This window comes from Sporosarcina sp. NPDC096371, from assembly GCF_044762865.1.
GTDB lineage: Bacteria > Bacillota > Bacilli > Bacillales_A > Planococcaceae > Sporosarcina.
In genome coordinates this window covers 265,801-285,567 of record NZ_JBIWFE010000005.1, presented here as the reverse complement: position 1 = coordinate 285,567, position 19,767 = coordinate 265,801, and the positions used below count along the sequence as shown (strand labels likewise).

The window sequence follows — 19,767 nt, the reverse complement described above, 5'->3', positions numbered from 1 at the left end:
TTCGTTTTTATTTATGGTTCTTTTTTCCAAATTATTATATACTTGAGAAAAATAGTGGTGAGGTGTAAGCATGGTCCTCGAAAAAGAAATTCAACAATTAAAATCCAAAATTGCGCACTATGAACTTATCATTCACGAACTATCCGCCCCAATTATTACTTCCCTCATCGAAGATGCAATCCTTGTGCCGATTACCGGCACCATAAGTCCCAGTCGCCTTGAATCGATTCGCACTCGGGTTCTCGACTATTTCGCAGAGCATCAGGATATGAATTGTGCTGTTGTTGATTTTACAGGCGTAGAAACAAATGACCTTTCCCAACTTAGCTGTAACGTCTTTGCGTCTGAAATCGGTCAACTGAACGCCACCTTGAAATGGATGGGTATCCGCCCTATCTTCGTTGGTTTTCATCCACAGCTCGCTCGGCAAATCGTACAAGCAAACATCCATGTTGAAATTGAAACCTATAGTAACTTAAAAACAGCACTGCCCCTTCTTGTGAACTCTAACGAAAACGACGGTGAACAATGTGAAAAAAGTATTGAATGTAACCGGAAAGTCACAATACGCTGAAGATATCAAGGCATCTTTCCGTCCTTCCGCATGTGGCCCCGTCACTGCCAGTATCATGATGGAACAATTCCCCCCGGCGGCATGCCCCTTCGATGCCAACGAATTATATACACGACTGGGTAGCACAAAAATTGGACTTGCCAAAGGCCAATTCATATACAATATGCGGAAACTACTAGGAGCCCAATGGACCGTTGGCGAATGTGATAGTGAAGAGCTAATGCGGCAAATTGATAACGGCCGAATCGTTGCTGCAAAGTTTGATAAATGGTTTAATTTCCGTTGGCGTGGTACTTATGAATTTGATTACCACTGGGTGCCTGTGATTGGCTATGAAGAAAAAGAAGATGATATTGAGCTTATCATTCATGATAATGGAACAAGAAACCGACCGAGCCAAGTGCGGCATGTGTCATATAAGCGCAATAAACCTGTGTTATCGTTTGTGAAGATTGAACCGAAAAGTTAAATGCAAAAACTCTCTTTACGAATATATTCCGTAAAGAGAGTTTTTATTATTTATTCAAAAGCGAATCTGCATGTCTTACAATCATCGAGTATCCTTTTTGCTCCATCGATTTCCGTACATCCTCATCGAACATCGGAATTGTAAACTCTTCTACCGAATCATCCATCTCCAACTCACAATGGATTTCCGCTAGCTTTCTCGATAGAAGAAGCATTTCCATATCTTCCTCAATTTTCTTACGCATCGCAGGAGTTAATTCATGTAGGGACTCAATAACACCTTCCACCGAGCCATATTCCTTTATTAATTTCAATGCTGTTTTTGGTCCAATTCCTTTTACACCTGGATAACCATCACTTGTATCGCCTGTAAAGGCTTTTACATCGATAAACTGTTTTGGTGATATGTCGTATTCTTCTACAAAGCGTTCATATGTATAGATATCATACACGTTGTATCCTTTTTTCATAAATGCAATGCGGACACCAGGTCTAAGCAGTTGCAGCAGGTCTTTATCCCCCGTAACGATGGTAATATCCGCTTTGCCATCCCATGTCGCGACCATCGATCCGATCAAATCATCCGCTTCCATACCTTGAATACCATAGTTTTTCCAACCAATCAGTTCAGAAACACTTCGTGTCATATCAAACTGCGGAACCAGCTCCGGTGCAGGTTCAGGACGATTCGCTTTATATCCGTCGAATAACTCATTGCGAAATGTGTGCGAACTCATATCCCAACAAACCGCCATATGTGAAGGCTTGAATAGCGAAGTCGCTGTCATCGTATGACGCACAAACCCTTGCACTCCATTAGTCGGCGTACCTTCTGCGTTTGGGAAATAATGCCCCATTGCAGACGTTGCAAAAAAGGAACGGAATAACAGGGCCATCCCGTCGATTAATAAAATATGTGGTTTTTCTTGATGATCCATTGAATACTTCCTTTCAAATCATTTCTCCCCCTATCATAACATATAGGTTCGAATCATATTTGGAATGAAAAATGGAAGATTAATCACGTGGAAAGTGATAGGAAATGGGGGACTTCTTGCGTTGTTGGACGTTTTCGGGAAATGGTTGGACACTTATTCACTTTCACATAAAAAAGCCGAAGCATATAACTCCAGCTTCAGCTCTCCCACTCTCACCCCACCAAAAACTGGGCAATCCTCTCAATATCCGGTGTAAAAATACGATCTTCATCTATCGGCTGCACAATTTCCCTTAACTCTTCAAATTTCACCTTGGTTTTCGGCGCCATTTGATCGACTCCACGAATGTGACAGCCTGTCAGCGCACATAATGCTTCAATCGCCAGGACATGTCGAGCATTTTTGATAATCGCATGGGCGTGCCTTGCCCCAATCGTCCCCATTGAGACATGGTCTTCTTGATTACCAGATGACGGAATCGAGTCAACAGATGCCGGGTGTGCCAGGGTTTTATTTTCCGACACGAGGCTCGCTGCCGAATATTGCAAAATCATTGCACCCGATTGCAAGCCAGGTTCTGGGCTCAGGAACGGCGGCAATCCTTCATTTAACTGTGGATTCACCAATCGCTCGATGCGCCGTTCTGAGATATTTGCCAACTCCGCAACACCCAACTTCAAGAAATCCATAGCGAAGGCAATGGGTTGCCCATGGAAATTCCCACCCGATACAACCGTGTCGCCATCATCAAATATAAGGGGATTGTCGGTTGCGGCATTCAGTTCGATCTCCAATTTCTCTTTCACATACCCAAGCACTTGCCAGCTGGCACCATGCACTTGTGGAATACAACGAATGGAATACGCATCTTGCACACGTTTTTCTCCTTGAATAGTCGTCAGCGAACTACCTTCCAACCACTTAAGTATCCGTGCCGCCACGTCCACTTGTTCCGGATAACCACGCGCTTCATGGATTGCCGGATGGAAAGCATCGGTAATACCGTGTAATGCCTCCATTGTCATCGCCGCGATCCACTCACTATTAAAAGCTAGTGACTCCGCCTCCAAATAATTGACAACGCCTTGTGCCGTCATCGCCTGCGTTCCATTAATAAGCGCTAGACCTTCTTTCGCTTCCAACACAATCGGAGTTAGGCCATGTTCTTTCCAAATAACCTCCGCCGGAACTTGTTTTCCTTCTTTCCAGACGAACCCTTCTCCAAGCAAAACGAGCGCTAGATGCGACAATGGCGCAAGATCGCCCGATGCACCAAGTGACCCTTGTTGTGGGATGACCGGATGAATACGATTGTTTACCATATAAGCAAACCGTTCTAACACTTCTACCCGAATACCCGAGAACCCCTTCAGTAGCGCATTCAAACGAAGCACAACCATTGCCCGTGAAACCATTTCTGGAAACGGCTCCCCAACACCACAAGCATGCGAGCGTATCAAGTGCAATTGCAAAGCCTTCGTATCCTTCTCATCAATTTTCACATCACTAAACTTACCAAACCCCGTATTTATCCCGTACACGGTCCGCTCTTCCCGGACAATCTTCTCCACCGCCGCACGACTTTTACGCACGCGCACCAACGCTTCTTCGTCCAATGAAACCCCGGACCCTCTATATAAAATAGCTTTCATCTCATCAAGCCGAAGAGATGAACCCGTTAATGTAATCATGACAACCATCCTTTACCCCTTAATCACCCAACAACTTTTACACCTTTTTTCCACACTGTTTTGACATGATTGACACCAAATAGATATTGAAGCTCCTGGTAATTCGCAACATCCCACAACACGATATCCCCTTGTTTCCCCGGCTCAATCGATCCCACTTTGTCTTCCATCTGAATGGCACATGCCGCATTATACGTCGCGGCAGTCAATGCTTCAGATGGTGTTAGGCGCATCGAAATACAGGCAAGATTCATAACCAATGGCATCGATGTTGTAGGGGATGACCCAGGATTACAATCCGTTGAAATCGCAACTGGTACGCCCGCATCAATCATTTTCCGACCTTCCGCAGCCTGCTCTCTGAGGAAAAGTGCAGTCGCTGGCAATAAACAAGCAATCGTCCCCGCACTAGCCATCGCCGCAATGCCTTCTTCAGAGGCCTTTAATAAATGCTCTGCCGAAATGGCCCCAACTTTGGCCGCCAGTTCCGCCCCGCCGTACGGTTCGATTTCATCTGCATGGATTTTAGGAATCAGTCCATACTTTTTCCCCGCTTCCAAGATATGTTCCGACTGCTCGGGTGTAAACACACCCACTTCGCAGAACACATCATTGAAGACCGCAAGTTTCTCATTGGCAACGGCTGGTAGCATTTCATTCACAACGAGATCGATATAGGCATCCTCTTGCCCTTTATATTCAGTTGGGACAGCGTGTGCACCCATAAATGTGGGAACTAGGTCAATCGGATGTTCTTCCTGCAATCGCTTCATGACACGGAGCTGCTTCAATTCCGTTTCGAGATTAAGCCCGTAGCCACTTTTCCCTTCAATCGTCGTCACACCATGTTGTAAAAAGGAATCCAGTCGGCGTTTCGCTTGCTCCACCAACTCGTCTTCCTTTGCCTCTCGTGTCATCGTTGTCGTTGCATGAATGCCTCCACCTGCATTCATGATTTCCATATACGTTGCACCCTGTAGCCGCTTTTCAAATTCGCGTTCGCGACTGCCGCCGTAAGCAACATGCGTATGCGGATCAACAAGTCCCGGCGTAACAAGATGGCCTGTCGCATCCATAATGTCAGCTTCATGCGCACGTTCTTTGAACTGTTCTTCAAGTTGCCGTGTCGTGCCTACTGCTTGGATGACGCCATCCTCAATCCAGACACTACCATCTCTGATAATTGAAATATTGTTCATGGCATCTTTTATGCGTGGCCCCTTGCCGACCTGCGCCAACGTTGCAAGTTGAGATGCATGTTTAATCCAAACGATATGGGTCATTGTGGACTCACCTCTTTTGCCATCATCGGGATATTGACTCCCTTTTCCCGAGCTGTTTTCTCTGCTAGTTCATAGCCTGCATCGACATGTCGAACGATGCCCATTCCAGGATCCGTCGTCAATACACGTTCGATTCGTGCTTCCGCTTCTTTCGTGCCATCCGCAACGATCACCATCCCCGCGTGAATCGAGTAGCCCATGCCAACGCCGCCGCCATGATGCACCGAAACCCACGTCGCACCGCCGACTGCATTGATCATCGCATTCAAAATCGGCCAATCCGCTACGGCATCCGAACCATCTTTCATCGCTTCTGTTTCTCGGTTTGGGGATGCTACCGATCCAGAATCGAGGTGATCTCGCCCAATCACGATTGGCGCTTTCAGCTCGCCCGAAGCGACCATATCATTAATGATTTTTCCGAATCGTGCACGTTCCCCGTACCCAAGCCAGCAAATACGTGACGGCAGTCCTTGGAATTGGATTTTATCTTGCGCCATCCGAATCCAATTGCATAAATGCGTATTGTCACTAAACTCTCGTAAAATCACTTCATCTGTTTTATAAATATCTTCCGGATCCCCTGAAAGTGCGACCCAGCGAAACGGACCTTTTCCTTCACAAAATTGCGGACGAATATACGCCGGTACAAATCCAGGGAAATCGAATGCACGTGAGACACCTTCGTCTTTCGCCACTTGTCGGATATTGTTACCGTAATCAAACGTTATCGCGCCCTTATCCATCATGTCAATCATCGCTTCGACGTGTGTAGCCATCGACGCTTTTGACCGTTTTACATAGTCTTCGGGACTTGATGATCGTAGTACCGCCGCTTCCTCAAGCGACATACCTACTGGAATATAGCCATTCAGCGGATCGTGTGCCGATGTCTGGTCTGTTAAAACATCTGGAATAAACCCGCGGGCAATCATCGCTGGTAATACTTCAGCTGCATTGCCAAGAAGCCCAATAGACAACGCTTCACCTTTGGATTTTGCTTCTTCTGCTAAACGAATTGCTTCATCTAAAGAAGCTGTTTTCACATCGGTATAGCGGGTTTCAATGCGACGATCAATACGCGTTTCATCGACTTCGATGCCTATACAAACACCGCCCGCCATCGTAACGGCAAGTGGTTGAGCACCGCCCATTCCCCCAAGTCCAGCCGTCAATGTAATGGTCCCTTTCAATGACTCCCCAAAATGCTGCTTCGCCAGTTCGGCAAACGTTTCGTACGTCCCTTGCACAATGCCTTGCGAACCGATGTAAATCCAACTGCCCGCTGTCATTTGCCCGTACATCATTAATCCTTTTTTATCGAGCTCGTGGAAATGCTCCCAATTGGCATATGCCGGAACAAGATTCGAATTCGCAATCAATACTTTCGGTGCATCTGTATGTGACTTGAATATCGCAACCGGTTTCCCCGATTGCACAAGTAATGTTTCATCATTTTCAAGTTCTTTCAACGAGCGAACAATCGCGTCAAAAGACTCCCAATTGCGCGCCGCCTTACCAATTCCCCCATACACAACTAACTCATCTGGATGCTCCGCCACTTCTGCATCCAAGTTATTCATCAGCATACGAAGTGCCGCTTCTTGCTGCCACCCCTTCGTATTCAGCTCCGTCCCCCGGTAACGGATTACTCGTTCAGCTGCTTCTCCCATTCGGAACCCCTCCTGACTAATCTACTACTATCGTACACGATGTAAGCGCTTTATTGTCCGATTTTCAGAAAGTTTAGTCTCTGGTAATGTGATGCTGTTGTAGTGGGATAAAGGGATGAAGTTTGTATATGAATTGAAATAAAGAATCACATTGAACAACGCTTGGCGCTTAGGGAAGGATTGAACTGCATCCCTCCTTTATCTTATCGCTTCGGCTACCAATGCAAAAAAGTTCCACAGTAGGCTACGCTACCATGGAACTTTTCGTTATTTAATTTTGATCTTCACATCTTTTTCGATATAAGAAGGATAGCCATATATTGCGAGTCTTACTGGATTTTTATATCGCTCCTCAGGCATTTCCATCACTAGTGTCGATTCCATTTCTCCACTTGGCATTCCACTCCATGAAATAGAGTATGAATCATTATTTGCATCAAAAAAGTCAAAGCTGAATGGATGATGGGTGAAGTTTTTCTCACCACGGAAATCCATACTGATGTGATTGTCTAACGTAGTCAAATTGCTGAATCTAGCGTCCTTTGGCTGCTTCAGTATTTCCCTTTTATCCGTGTCAATTAACAGATAGGCCTCCTCCTTTTCCATCGCCATCAATTTCCCGAATTCCAAGTAAAGATGTTTTGGTTTTTCGAAGTAATTGCTTTGTAAATAGTAAGTCACGACATTCGGTTTTTCCCCATCGGAACTTGCCGTCATACCATTTGCAATTGAACTCCATACTTTCCCTTTCTCGTCTACAATTTGAAGATCCTCAAATCCGAAAATCTTCATCGTATTTTTAGGATCAAATTTCACCTGAATAGCTGTTCTAACTGGACTAATTGTTACATCCTCGATTGTCATCGATTGCCCGTTCACAATGACTTCTTCATTCAGCGTATACCTCTTACTTGCCACATCATTCATGTCTATCGTAAATGGCAGTTTAATCACTTCAGTTTCCCCATTACCACCGATGATTTCAAATTCCAATACTACGTTTTTCGTTGATAGCGGTTCTTGAAAATCGATTTCGATTGAATTAGTAGAAATCATACTATCATGGTAATCCGAGGTGTAGTTCTGGGAAATCCCTCCCCATTTCAAATCTTCTCCATTTGCCCCCTTAATTCCAACGTGATTAACGACATCACTTTTATGGTTTTCCCTGAATTCAATCGTATAGAATAACACAAGGTTCATTTCGTCTGCGATGATGCCATCGACTGTCACTTTAACGCCCGATGATTCACCCGACACGCCGATTTCCTGATAATGATCATTATCAATTGCCGATTGTAGCCCTTTATCATCCCGAACAAGTTCAACAATCTTCTCCATCCCAGGTATCGAAGAAACTGCATTCGCGAAAGCAGGAGACACACGGATTGAGGTAATAAATGTGATTAGCAGTACTGCTGCAACCATCGCAGTCCACAAACCGCGTTTAACAAAAGGACGTTTTTTTACTTGTTTCGCATGTTGAGCCCGCTGAAATCCTTGCCGAATCGCACCTTCAAGCTCATCTTGCGGCATATCAGCTTTTTCAATTTCCTCTTTCCATTTCGCCAACTTATCTTCTTCATTAAACACGGCGGATCTCCCCCTTCTCCTCAATGAACGAACGAAGTGACTTGAGTGCCTTATACAATCTCGTTTTAACCGTACCTTCTGGAGTCGCAGTCAATTCAGCAATTTCTTTAATTTTGGTGTCCTGTATATATTTCAAATGAATGAGTTCGCGTTGTTCGTCGGTTAGTTGCTGCATCGCCTCTTCGACTTCAAGATAGGTATAATCCTCACTAACGCCCTGCTGCATGACAAGTTCTTCATTCAACAACAGACGCTTTTGTTTATGTAGGACATCGCGACAATAATTCATCATAATTCGGATAAGCCACGTCTTTGCATACTCAGGCTTTTTCAATGAATGGATTTTTTCATAAGCACGAAATGTCACTTCTTGAACTGCTTCCAGTGCATCTTCTTTATTTTTCAAATAAGCAAGCGCAGTTCGATAAAGCGCTTCTTTATGTGTCAGCATAAGCGCAAGAAATGCATCATCATCTCCCGCGATAGCCTGCACCGCCAATTTCTTGTCATCCAAAACCCCACCTCCATTCCCACTTATACATTAGACCGCCGAAACTAGAAAAAGTTTGCATAAAATAAAAAAAGGACTACCATGTCAGGCAGCCCCCTTAACATACATTAAAATCACACACTGGGCGATACGTGAATTGTTGCTTTGGATTGAATTACTTCTATACCATTACCGAGATGTCTGGATGTGTAGGGATGCGACTTTGTCGCATCCCTACACTCTTTTTTCGATAATCATATGGTAGCCCTTCATCCTTCGCTCTCCAGAAGCGAAGATACTCGAAGTGCTGAAGCTTTTTGGGACGAAAGAATAGCATGGCTTCCACCTAGAGATAAGCCGCCAAAGATGCAATTTTGGCGGCTGAAACTTTCTCTATGGTTTTTTCTTCTTTTATATTAAAGATATATATGTATGTTGAAAAAGTGATTTTCTATAATCTCCAGCAAAGGCGCCTACTGGGGTAGCCGAAGCGATAAGACTAATAGCGGTTTTCTATTAGGCTTATCGCGGGAGGCATCCCCAAGCGCCGAGCGGTGTTAAGAGGATTCTATATGTAAGAGGGGAATTCATCCCCTCCTGAAACGCCCCTTTAAAGGAACATCTAACATTTATTCCTTCGCTTCCAAACCAATCGAAAGCAATAATTCCTGCAATCCTTTTTTCCCATTCTTCTCAACCGGCTTCGCATTTTTACTTGCAGTAGGCCCGATCTTTAAGAAGTTGGCTTCGATGAAACGAACGTCTTTTTCATCTACAACGCCATCCTGATTAATATCTGCTTGCGCATTTGACTTGCCATAATGAGCCACGACTCGCATTACATCATTCATATCAATCATGCCATCGCCATTAATGTCTCCTGCATAACTTTTCCCAATACTCGCTCTATAAAACTCTCCTGAAAGTTCCCCATCAATCGTACGACCAATCTGTGTTGCCAATTTACTCGTTAGATGTCCAGGTGCTTCCACATAAATTTCAACGTCGTCTTTTGAAACAGGTACGCCATTAATCACAAAGAAACCATACTTATCAATCTCACCGTTATACTTTTTCCCGTCCGCTGTTTTTGCGTATACTTTAGCACCAATTTTTATAAAGTTATGCGCATTATAATCTGGTGTTCCATTTTCACCCAAAAAAGCTTCAGGTTTAATACTACCATCTACCATTGAGGACTTTGAGATAATTGAAAAATTCTCCTCATGATAGACTCGAATTGGCTTACGATCAGACTCCACTGAATTCTTTAAGATAAACATACTTAATTCAAACTGTGCAGAGTTCTCGTAGAATTTATCATTGGTCAATGTAAATGTAACATCAACAAACGGTAAATCCTCATCAAGGCTAAAGTCTTTTTGGTCAACCGACGCGGCTATACTGACTGTTCCAGAGCTTACCTTAGGCTGATCTAGTTTAACCGTTGCGCCTTTTTCTTCAGCATACCTCTTAAATTCGTCATTTACTTTTGCTGATTCGAATTTAAATAGACTCGTATTAAATGGTAATCTAAATTCTCCTGCAGAAAATTCTTTCACATTATTCATATTCATCGTCACTGTAATGGATTCATTTAGGTGAACCTTCTTTTTATCGTAAGTTAACTTCATATACTCTGTTCCTTTTTTCAACCACGTATATTTATTGGTTGTCTCAAGGAAATTTGTAGCCGCTGTTGCATTATCAAACACGAATAGATTGGAAGTCAATGGATTATTCGCGTCATAACCTTCAATCTTACTTTTCGCAGCAGGGATTCTAAAGTTCCCTTCCGCACTTAGACTAAGCAAATCATGTACGTACATCGAATCTTCCCACCACATGACGCCATTTGTAGATTGGTCGATGGCAATACCTTTTGACTTGAGTACATCTACAGCTGAATCATACACTTTTCCATGTACCCAAATTGCTGGCCCATTATAACCTTCTTCAATTGAATACATAGACTCGTCTACCTCGTAAATCCCAGGCTCCATAGACAATTCAAATTCTGGAGGGGTATTGTCTATCATCACAATCGAACTTTTTGTAAATGTTTTTCCTTCTGCTTCACGTCCAATAAATTCAAGTGTATACACACCCTCTGTTAACGCTATTTTCTTATCGGCAATCGGATTCGCGGGATCATCGGTAAATGGAAATACCTCGCCATTAAATCCACCACGCATGGTATAGCCCATACCTGGCATAAGCTCACTAGCATTGAGCGTTCCCATATACCCAACTGCTTTACCTGTTTCCTGATCTTTCACAAGTAGATCAATGGTTGTTAATGGACTTGATAATTGGAAGTATAAATTTACATACGGTGTTAAATAGGGATGGAAATACGTTTCATTTGTCATCATCGGCCTACTTACTCGGGCATATTCGAGTCCTTCATCAGCTACACGAATCGAAAATGGAATCTTATAGCTGTCATTTTCGTCTTGTGTATTCGTCATCCGAATGTAACCTTCATACCTCCCAGTATCTGCACCCCACGGGACTTCAATTGTTGGTTGTATTTCTTCCCTCTTACCTGCTTCAACTTTAATCGTATCCAAAGATGTTACTAGAACACCATTGGCTTCAGCGTTTTGAATGTCTCCTTTTGCTGTTGAAAAGTCTACTTCAATGGTAAACTCTTTATCCCCAGATCCCTTATTTTCGATAACTACTTTTCGACTATCTATAATGGCTTCCTCGCCCTTTGGAAAATGATAGCCATATGCAATCGAACCCGTTATGTCATCAATTTCAACGACTTCTCCATTTTCTACATGCTGCGTCTTATCATGCACTTGAACGGCTACATCTGTATGAACCGCTTCGTATGCATCCATACGTCCAGCCCCAACTTCATAGACGTTATACTCTTCCTGTAAATCAACGGCTGTATTCATCAATGCTGTTTTCACATCAAAAGTTGAAAACGCAGGATTCTGTTGTAAGATTAATGCCGCAGTTCCTGCTACGTGTGGAGCAGCCATTGAAGTTCCAGAATTACGAGCATACGCTATATCATAGTTCTTTCCTTCTTCCGGATCATTCATAAAACCTGGAAAAGTGGAATATACCATTACGCCCGGTGCTACTAAGTCTGGCTTAATATCATAATTCGAAACAACAGGTCCTCTTGAACTAAACGATGCTAATAAGTCGCCTTTAGTATGCGTGTTTGTTAATGTGCCAAAAGTAAACTGTGTTTCATCCGTCAAAATTGATTTTAGTCGAAGCCCATCCTCTTTTGACATGCGGAATGAGGGAACAAGCACTACATCCTCGCCTACATAATACGGAATTTGACCTTCTAAATCGTTATACATCATAACAGCCATTGCTCCCGCTTCAATTGCGGTTAAAATTTGCGAAGGAAAACTCTGACCGTTTCGTTGTATGAAGGCGATTTTCCCCTTCATATCTCTGCCAACATAATCAGATTTACTTCCCATTCCTACATCAACGATTGGATAGGATTGGTTTTCTAATTCGGCTAGATTATCTGTGAAATTCTTTCCTAACAATTGGATATCTGTAAATGCTTCGTTTTCGTAGTTTGCACTAAATGTTGGGATGGCTAGTGATGCATTACTTGCTCCCACTGTGATTGGAAGTGCTGCCGCCCCAGGTGATCCAATCGTTCCCGCTGTTGGACCTGAATTACCTGCAGCCACTACCGTCACAACCCCTGAAAGCATGGCATTATTTACAGCAATAGCCCCCGCATCTAACGGATCATTCACGTCCGTTCCTAACGATAGATTAATAACATCCATTTCATCTTTTACTGCTTTATCAATTCCGGCAATCACATTACTATCTGAACCCATACCATACGGGCCCAATACCCTGTAAACATACAAATCTACATCGGGCGCTACCCCTTTTACAGCACCGGCAACATTTGAATCCGGATTTGCGGCTACTGTCCCCGATACATGCGTTCCGTGGCTGGTATAATAACTTGAGCCAGTCGCAGGATGAAACTCTACACTATTTGACGCTTTCCATTCTTGATACGTTGTTTCCATTGGGTCAGCGTCATTGTTAACAAAATCCCACCCTTTGACACTAGCCGGATCAATCTTCCCTGCATCTTCGCCCTCTTTTGCGCGATAACCAGCATAAGCACTGGCCAAATCAGGATGATTGTAATCAATTCCCGAATCGATAACGCCAACCGTAATGCCTTGTCCTGTAATATTCTCAGCGTGCAGTTGATCGACCCCAATCTGTGGGATGCTATCCATCATTTTGGGTTCAACTTGTACATCTTCCGGAAGCGTCAGCTGTATCTCTTTGTCTTTCCAAATACGTTTGACAACGCCTGTCCGAAATAATCCTTCCACTTCATTCCCAGGCAATGTCATGGCGACACCATTCAAGGCATTTCGGTATTCCCTTGTAATCTCATAATCCTCTGCACTCATCGTCGAACGCTCGGACTTGGTTAGGCTGTTTAGCTCTGCTTTAAACCTTTTATGGGATTCTTCTACTTTTTTGTTCAAATCGGCTTGCGAAACTTTCTTTACTAATTGTCCTGCATTTTTTGCCATTTCTACTTTTGCCGGTTCCTGCTTAAATTCAACAATCACCCGTTCAGGTAATGTACTCCTTAGATTGATGTCTGGATGAATGGTAAATCCTTTGTCCACATTTAATTCGTTAAGAGATCTCCTTTGTTCATCCGTAAGATTGTTTAACATTTCTTTGACATCATTTGACCCACTTGCTGCTCCGACTGATGGTCCCACCGGAAAAATAGTAGCCGGTAATAATAGCGCTAGCGCCATAGTTGATATGATTTTCATCGGCATCTTTTTAGCTGTTTTTTCATTTCTCACTTTCCAACCCCCAAATTAGTTGTATAACTTTCTCATCGATAAATAGACCTTTCTTTCCCCTTTCCTTCTTTCTTAGAATCATCTGAATGTATAGTCATTTCACATCCATCATAATAAAAGTTACACCAATTCCAATAACATGTTATTGGGGTAATTCGGATTATCAAGGTTTTACTTTTATGCATTGGGACCTACTTTTTTATTTTTATTACATGACAAAAGAACCTCCCTAAAACAACAAGGAAGGCTCAAATATCTAGATGCAGTTTCGTTATTATCTAAATTAACATAATAATTAGATGATTACACATCATTTTCCTATATTCCAACTATCACAATAGGCAGCAATAGTAGATTACAGTACGGTTCAAAAGCAATTTATTGTAACAAAGATATCAAAATTCAAAAAGAGTAAAAAAGAACCCCTTCAAATTACCCCAATTAAATTGAAATTCTTCCATGTATAGCATAATAAAAGCACAATACGTAAAAAACGTTGGCAACTATTGCTGATTTAACCTGAATAAGCGTAAAAGATATCACATTACAATCGTTCATCGGCAAAGCCCGAGGAAGTGAATGCATCACTACCTCGGGCTTCTTGGCATACCTATTACTTGTTGACAACCAAATACCCTAATTGGATTTCGTTACCATTTACATCAAATTTCATTGTCAACACGTAGACACCTTTGCTTTCATCGGAAAGATCAATTGTGAACGTATCAAGATTTTGCGAGAATTCATTCACATCGATAACGACCACTTTACCCGTATTCGCTTGTTTCATTCGGGCTTCTTTAGGAAGTACCTTACTTCCAGTCAAATCTTTTACGATATTCTCTAGTTCAACTACCGGTCCACTTACTTCCCCCACTACCATTATTTGAGGATTAGCGACTACGTTTACTAATTGCTTTAATCCTTTCAGCGGAGAAAAGTCAGTCACTTTATTCCCGACGATATCTAATGTCACTAAGTTTTCCGCATGCTCTAGCCCTTCAAGCGTTGTAACGTTCCCCGTACGATTCGATAAACTTGTCAGGTTGTGCATATCACTTAACGTTATGCTTTCAGTTAGACCCAATGTTGCTTTTATAGACTGCTCTAAGAATCTATCTTTTATTGTGATAACTGGATTTACTTCCATTTCAAGTAGACCTTCTGTCGCTTGTTGTATTGCTGCTATTGCCTGATCTATTTCTGTTTGCGTAGCATGTTTGTTAGCCAAAAGTTCTTCTGCTTTGATAAGACTAGATACGAACGCATTGACACTTTCTTCTGTGTAGCCCTCTACGTCCAGCACTTTTGCATCTTCAATAGCCTTTTCTAAATCATATGTGTACACTCTTTCCGAATTTGCGTAATGGAATTTAGCATCGCCCCATGTTGCATGGTCTGAGCCATTGCCATTTTTACCATCCGTGACGACTAACTTCAGTTCTTTCGCGCCATTCGTATCAATTTCAATAAATTTTTGCACATCTGTAGAATTCATTAAGCCACTATCAAATTTCTTTTCGCCATCCACATACACTTCGAAAGTTACGGAACCAACAGAACCATACATTTGTCTATCTACACCGATGAATGATGTAAAGTAATCCGCATTTTTATCGGTCAAATCATAGACAATCGTGGAGTTGGAATGTGCTCCGATCCCTTTTTCATAAGCGACTTCATGCCCATTGTCGTCCGTTAATCGTAGTGTTTTCCCACTTATAGAGATATCTTTCTTAGGAGCAGTATAGCTGTTTTGTGTAGACTGCCAGTCAAAGTCAGATACATAGTTGTAATCTTCCATATTAACGACCGCAACTGTTCGAGTCTGAACGGTTTCATTGCCATCACTATCTACTACCTTATAGATGATGTCGTATTTACCAGCTCGATTGAAGTTTACCTGATCTTCTCCAGTTACTACGACTTTAGCAGTTAAGTCTCCATCTTCTGGATCCATTGCTGAATACTCTTGTTGTAAAGTAATGGTTTGTCCTACTTTAGTCGAGACAGATTTCGGTATTGTTAAGGAAGGATTACTAGAGTTCTTTACAAACTTAGCATCTGCCCACACTGTATGATCTGCTGTGTTTCCATTATTTTTTGCGTCCGTCGTCACAAGTTTAATTTCTTTGGCACCTGTTATAGCAACTTTCACAAATTCATGTTCCGTGTTCTCTTTGAATACAGCACTATCGAATTGTTTTTCACCATCTACCCACACTTCAAATGTTGCGGATGAAGGTCTTCCTTTCATTGCCTGGTCAATTCCAATATAGCTTTCAAAGAAATCATAGCCTTTTCCTTCGATATCATACACAACTTCCGAATTGGCATGTACACCAATGCCTTTCGCATAAGTTGCTGCTACTCCTTGTCTAAGAAGCGTAATGGCTCCACCAGCTGGTGCTGCGTCTTTCTTTAAAGTACTCCAGCCTACGCTTACAGCTTTAGCATTTTGATCTGAGATGTATGCATAATCACTTACTACAGTAACTTCTGCTGTTTTTATTTCTTTTGCATCTTCATTTATTACTTCATATATAACTTCATAGTTACCTTTTTTCGTAACATCTACGTTAGATGATTTCACAACTACATCTTGCGTAATATCATGACCTTGATAGGAAATAGCTGTTACATAGTCCATCGGATCAAACGCTTGATGTAATTTTAGCGTTACATGTTCTTCAACAGATAACATTGGTTTGAATGATTTATATTCTTCTGGTGCTAGTGTGTTTAATTTTTTATCATAGACAACAACTTGATAGGTGTAGTTTTTACTTGTATCTATCCCTTTATCAATAAAACTAGTAGAAGAAGTAAATCCTACAATCTCACCGTCTCTTATGATTTCATACCCTAAAAAGTCTTCTTGATAACACTTATCAAATGTGAAAGTTAACGTATTGGTTTTATCCCCTGTATTCGGAATGATGTCAATTCGAACCGAAGCCTTTTTATCTTCGATTCCTTTTCCTTCATACCCCACGACAGAGTCATTTAAATACCATAATTTATCGGGCTTCGGATACTTGCTAGTTTTTTCTCTTGTTTCTTCATTAACCACAAAACCGTGTCTAGCAAAATGTTCACTTAAATCCAATTCCAATACTTCGGAGGAGAATTCAACTAAATATTGTTGTTTAGAGCTGTCACCGTTTGTAAGCTGCACATCTCTTTCTCTATATACTCTATTTAATTTCCCCCAGTATCCTGGGCTATACAATTCGATTTGCCAAAATACACCTAACTTCTCGAAAACGCCTTGTGCGTTATAATCTTTCAAGTTTTCTTTTAACACATTTTTATAGAGGTTTGCTTCATAGGGTATTCTGTTATCTGTTTTATTATAAAAAGCAGACATATATTGCGGTAACATGTTATTCGTAGTTTCACCATATAACCGAGCATTTACATCCATTCGATGGCCAATTTCATGCGTTAAGCCCCATGAAGGACCTCTCACTTCGAATGGGATTAAGTGGTTGGCCATTACATCGTCCAATGTTCCAATATGATCGTTCCAAGCATACATATAGGAAAAAGGTTGAGCAAGTCTTACATTATCCCTCATATATTTAGGGTCATGACTTTCGCTACTTGCATCTAAACCATAAAACTTAAACAGTTCATTCATATGAATGTTGTAAGACTCGATCGTTTCGAGCGGACTATAACCATCTTCTATATATGTTTTGTAAGCGCCTGTTGCTGTTCCTGTCCAGAAAATATGATCACTCACGAACTCAAAAATATCCAGGACTTCTCTTTCTACAACATTTGGGTGCCTTTCCTTGTCATCATCTAATTTTTTCTTGTAATCGATTAAGAATGATTTAAACGCGTCAACGTCTGTATTTTCAGTGGCAAATGGGATTTTCTCGACACCTTCAAATCGTAATACCGGGGCTTTTCCTTGTTGTTCTTCTGTATAAGGGTTAATAATGTAAATACTTCCCCCAGGTGTCACTGCTTTGTTATACCAGCCATCTTTCGGTATTGCCGGTACAGTTATCTCATTTTTACCTGCTACTAGGTTGACATCTTTTCTCCAGCTGGACCAAGCACCTTCTTGTTGTGCAAATGATAACTTAGGTAATGGGCTTTTGCTTTCTGCATCCACATAGACAGTTACCTTATCACCTGGCTGGGCAGCAAATCCGGTTGGTTGAAGGTTATTACCAAAACCAAATTTCAAATTTTGCTTCACATGTTGCACCATATCCCCGTGCTGTTCTGCTTCAACAAGCGTTCCCTCAACCATTACTTCCCCATTTACGTTTGCTTTTGCTAAATCTAATAGATCTTTGAGATTAGATTTATACAAGGGATGCGTTTTTGCTTCATTTTCTAAAGCATTGATCTTTTCTATGCTGTTATACGCATCAACCACTTTACTCATTGTACCGTCTGTAAATAAGCCTTCTACTTTAGAAGAGACAGCATCTTCTTTATAAAACATTAACTCTGCTGCACTTGCCCAATCCTGATTTGCTTTTGTGAAAACAAATTTAATTCTCTTAAATTCTGTTGGTGCAAATTGGATTTCAACAAGATCTCCAGTGGATCCTTTATATTCTCCAGAGGAAACTAAACCAAAATCACCTTCCTCAGTAGTTGAACCATATATATCAAACTCTTGTGCAAAGCCTTTACCTTTTGCACTTGATTGTCTAGCAGCATAGACGATTCGATTTAATTGCGTCGTTTCATTGAAATGAACGACAATCTCATTTTTAAATTCAGCTTTATTCGGTTTACCAGTTTCCCAATGGGTCGCAAGATTTCCGTCTATTGCATACTCAAGAAAAGAACTTGCATATCTTCCGCCGTTCGTTGAGATAGACTTTATCGAGGATTCATCCATTTTAAATACCTGATTATAAGCATTTATGGCCTCATCTTTATATAAATCAAATTTACTAACCGTCGCCTTATTAGATTCGGCCCCCTCACTTTCCACACCGTTTTCCACTTCAATCTCACTTTGGAATTCATGCGCTAAAACAGTAACTGGGCCACTCAACATGTTGAAAAACAGAGCGGCGGATAGGACAATCGCCATCAATTTCGACATCATTTTTCCTCCTAATGAATTATTTTCCATAAAAATGCACAAAAAAACTACTCCTAAGAGTAGATTTGATTTATGTGAGGTAGCATTAAATAAACCTCACATAAACAAAAAGTATCAAGTACTCTTTGGCAACTGGCTGACATGGTTATTAACGTTAGTCCCTGTAGTTTTGCGTCCCTACATTTCCATAGGTTTGCCTATTTAGTTTTATTTGTTTTTCCAATATAACATAATACCCTATATTTACCTATGAATCATTTAGATCATGTTACATATAGGCTATCACAATCATAATAATGAAATATTTACCAAAAACCAACTCATAAACACTTAAAATAATGGCGAAAATCATAAACTTTTACAATAAGAGCTAACAAATAAAAATCCATTTTAGTCAATATGACTCACACATAGTTTGGTTCTTTTTTACCAAGCAGATTGGTCTTCATAATCATAAAACGCCCGGTACTCAACTGTGTCTTGAGTACCAGTCGTTTTATGTTCTTATAGTTGATGACCGTCAGTCACCCACAATGTTACGGGTTTTTCCAACAGACTTTTTACGATCATAAACTTCTAAACCAATATAAATAGCTAAAGGAAGAAGTATAAGTACGATCAATCCAATCGGGCTTCTCAAAAACTTTGCAATAAACCCGGCATTCGGGATAATGAACGCCTGTTTACCAATTAGATTTTCACCTTTTACCACTTCTTCATCTTTGACGTTATTATTGTCACCTTTCGTTACAAAACCGACCTCACCACTGTTATTGACCACTTCAATAACCCTATGCGTAATTAACTTACCGCCCGTTTCTTTGAAAGTGATCACATCGTCCACCTTCACTTCACCTGGGTCTACTTTTTTTGCAAAAAACATATCACCCGTCTCAAAGCTAGGATTCATACTATTTGATAACACAGTGAGCGGTTGATAGCCGAAGAAAGATGTTGGCTCATTTGTTTTTTTGAAAGATTGGTAAACAAACATTACAATTAACATAATCATAATCGCTATTATCAAACGAAAAACTACGGATAAACCCTTTCTTACAATACCCATCACTTATTCACTCTTTTCTAATTGGTTACATTTTTTATGTATGTAAGTTGCTTCA

The 19,767-nt window shown here is 41.3% G+C and carries 11 protein-coding genes and 1 riboswitch; of the genes, 2 read left to right on the top strand and 9 right to left on the bottom strand.

What is annotated here, in order from left to right; translation table 11 throughout:
* The first annotated feature begins 70 nt into the window (after positions 1-70).
* Both ACIQ0H_RS15190 and ACIQ0H_RS15185 read left to right on the top strand, forming a co-directional pair.
* Positions 71-574 (top strand): STAS domain-containing protein, encoded by a 504-nt coding sequence (locus tag ACIQ0H_RS15190; protein WP_403416317.1) that lies wholly within the window; start codon positions 71-73, stop codon positions 572-574.
* A complete protein-coding gene (locus ACIQ0H_RS15185; RefSeq protein ID WP_403416314.1) occupies positions 522-1,043 on the top strand; it encodes a cysteine peptidase family C39 domain-containing protein in 522 nt (173 codons plus the stop codon). The genes ACIQ0H_RS15190 and ACIQ0H_RS15185 overlap by 53 nt, the downstream gene beginning before the upstream one ends.
* A gap of 46 nt (positions 1,044-1,089) precedes the next feature.
* Here ACIQ0H_RS15185 and ACIQ0H_RS15180 read toward each other — a convergent pair whose 3' ends face one another.
* The 9 genes from ACIQ0H_RS15180 to ACIQ0H_RS15140 all read right to left on the bottom strand — a co-directional run bounded on the left by ACIQ0H_RS15180 (position 1,090) and on the right by ACIQ0H_RS15140 (position 19,712).
* On the bottom strand, positions 1,090-1,980 hold the full coding sequence (locus tag ACIQ0H_RS15180; protein WP_403416311.1) for a 5'-3' exonuclease: 891 nt from the start codon (positions 1,978-1,980) through the stop codon (positions 1,090-1,092).
* Positions 1,981-2,192: 212 nt separating this feature from the next.
* Positions 2,193-3,671 carry a histidine ammonia-lyase gene (gene hutH, locus ACIQ0H_RS15175; RefSeq protein WP_403416309.1) on the bottom strand — a complete coding sequence of 493 codons (1,479 nt, stop codon included), beginning with the start codon at positions 3,669-3,671 and terminating at the stop codon, positions 2,193-2,195.
* Positions 3,672-3,694: 23 nt separating this feature from the next.
* Entirely contained in the window at positions 3,695-4,954 is a 1,260-nt protein-coding gene (gene hutI, locus ACIQ0H_RS15170; protein WP_403416306.1) for an imidazolonepropionase, read from the bottom strand.
* Positions 4,951-6,627: a urocanate hydratase gene (gene hutU / locus ACIQ0H_RS15165; protein ID WP_403416303.1), complete on the bottom strand. Its 1,677-nt coding sequence runs from the start codon at positions 6,625-6,627 to the stop codon at positions 4,951-4,953. Before hutU ends, hutI begins: the two co-directional genes overlap by 4 nt.
* Positions 6,628-6,894: 267 nt before the next feature.
* Positions 6,895-8,220 (bottom strand): DUF4179 domain-containing protein, encoded by a 1,326-nt coding sequence (locus ACIQ0H_RS15160; protein ID WP_403416300.1) that lies wholly within the window; start codon positions 8,218-8,220, stop codon positions 6,895-6,897.
* The gene (locus tag ACIQ0H_RS15155; protein ID WP_403416297.1) at positions 8,213-8,734 is read right to left on the bottom strand and encodes a sigma-70 family RNA polymerase sigma factor; all 522 of its coding nucleotides are present in this window, start codon (positions 8,732-8,734) and stop codon (positions 8,213-8,215) included. The genes ACIQ0H_RS15160 and ACIQ0H_RS15155 overlap by 8 nt, the downstream gene beginning before the upstream one ends.
* Before the next feature lie 605 nt (positions 8,735-9,339).
* The gene (locus ACIQ0H_RS15150) at positions 9,340-13,563 is read right to left on the bottom strand and encodes a S8 family serine peptidase (protein ID WP_483882538.1); all 4,224 of its coding nucleotides are present in this window, start codon (positions 13,561-13,563) and stop codon (positions 9,340-9,342) included.
* Positions 13,564-14,176: 613 nt separating this feature from the next.
* Positions 14,177-18,646 carry an NPCBM/NEW2 domain-containing protein gene (locus tag ACIQ0H_RS15145; RefSeq protein ID WP_403416294.1) on the bottom strand — a complete coding sequence of 1,490 codons (4,470 nt, stop codon included), beginning with the start codon at positions 18,644-18,646 and terminating at the stop codon, positions 14,177-14,179.
* A 124-nt stretch (positions 18,647-18,770) separates the two neighbouring features.
* Positions 18,771-18,854, bottom strand: a riboswitch (cyclic di-GMP riboswitch).
* Between the two features lie 312 nt (positions 18,855-19,166).
* Positions 19,167-19,712, bottom strand: a complete 546-nt coding sequence (locus ACIQ0H_RS15140; RefSeq protein WP_403416292.1) for a signal peptidase I — start codon at positions 19,710-19,712, stop codon at positions 19,167-19,169.
* Positions 19,713-19,767: the final 55 nt, after the last annotated feature.